Source organism: Carboxylicivirga sp. (assembly GCF_982718395.1).
This window is the reverse complement of record NZ_CEXQWX010000252.1, coordinates 4,226-6,064: the sequence shown is the minus strand read 5'-3', so window position 1 is coordinate 6,064 and position 1,839 is coordinate 4,226. Positions and strand designations below refer to the sequence as shown.

Annotated in this window: 1 protein-coding gene; it reads right to left on the bottom strand. The window is 40.8% G+C overall.

What is annotated here, in order from left to right:
• Window positions 1–1,839, bottom strand: a 1,839-nt coding sequence (locus tag AC4MRQ_RS24580) for an Ig-like domain-containing domain (RefSeq protein WP_491200380.1), incomplete at both ends; no start/stop codon positions are given.

Genomic DNA, 1,839 nt, shown 5'->3' with positions numbered 1-1,839 from the left:
ATACGCTAGTTTGATCGCCCGTTTGCTCAGCTCCAAGGTTACTTTCAACCGGATCAATATCAACTGTATATTCTGTATTTGATAGCAAATCTCCCGTTGGTACAATCGTTATTACAGTTTTAGCTACATTAATAGAAGCAGTAAATGGTACCGAACCTCCAGAGTAGGTAAGCGTAATAAGAGAGGTTGGATCTACAATTTCACTTCCATCTAAATTCCGAATAGCCTGATCGTAAGTTGCTATAATATTGGTTTGAATATTAATATTGGCTGATCCATTAGCTGGCTCAAAAGTTGTCACCGGAGGATCTGCTAAAGTGGTATATTTCCATGTATCTTTATTACTTATGCCTACAAAATAAGCATCATAGGATACTGATTGAATTGCTGTTCCATCAATAGTTACGTAATATTGTGTACCTTGTTCGTATGATATACCCGAATCATTAATAATTAAATCAGTACCCGAAACACTCACTTCCGGATCTGAATTCGATAACTCGATCCAATAGCGTTTCAACCTGACATCATCTGAATAACGAAGTACATCTATATATCCGCCCGTGGCTCCTTCCTTAATGCTCTGATCAAAAGTCAAGGTCAAAGCGACTGAATTGTAAGCAACATCAACCTCATCAACTGCCGGACTATAACCATCTGTCGCAACGACAGGAGGTATAGCATCTGTTGTATACTTCCATGTATCTTTGTCAGCTATACCTGCAAATGACGGACCTCCACCGGATGCCCGTATAGCATTCGATCCAATTAATACATAGTATTCTTCAACCTGATCGTATTGTGCTGTAGCATCCGTAATCGTTAACTGAGATCCTGAAATATTAACCTCAGGGTCCGATGCCCCATTTTGGATTCGATAACGCACCAATCTGACATCATCAGAATATCGATAGATTTCAAGAAAATCCCCAGGTCCCTCTTCAATGTTTTTGTCAAATTCAATTGTTAATGAGATGCTGGTATTATCAACCTCGGTAGCTCCAACTGCCGGGGTATAACCATCTGTTATTACAACAGGAGGGGTTACTTCACTCGTAAATCGCCAGGTTGTCTCATCTATAAATCCGGCAAATGCCAAGGCCGATGTGTTTTCAATGGCTCCCGCTTCTACTTGTATATAGTACGTGGTGTTAGACGATAAATCAGTTGTCACATCTATAACCAAACGGTTTGAATTTTGAATCGTAACTTCAGATGAACGATCAACACTTCCATTTACAAACTGGAAGGTCTCTATCGCGAATGCATTACCATCTTCAAACAATTTAACCGTTTTTAATGAGGCGGTTGAATTAAACTGGATATCCTGGTTAAATGTCAGCTCAAAATTACTGTCAACAGCCACACCAGTCGCATCCTGTGCCGGTAAGTACAAGGTTACTTCAACCGGCTGAACTTCGGTGGTAAAACGCCAGGTATTGACGTCTGTAAATCCACTGAATGCCACACTGGACGTGTTCTCAATCGCTCCTGATTCAACGGTCACATAGTACACCGAATTATAGTCTAGATCTGCTGCAGGATCTATTACCAATTGATTGTTATTCTGAACACTTACCTGCCCGGGTTTATTGGTGTTTCCTGACACAAACTCAAAGGTTTCTGTAGGGAAGCCTTCACCATCTTTATATAAGCTTATTGCATAAGTGGTTCCCGTCGAGTTAAACTGAATATCCTGGTCAAAATCCAGTTGTAAATTTGTGCTTACTCCTACATCAGTGGCGTCTTGCGTTGGACTATATACCGTTACTGATGGGGCAGGAACTTCACTCGTAAATCGCCAGGTTGTCTCATCTATAAATCCGGCAAATGCCAAGG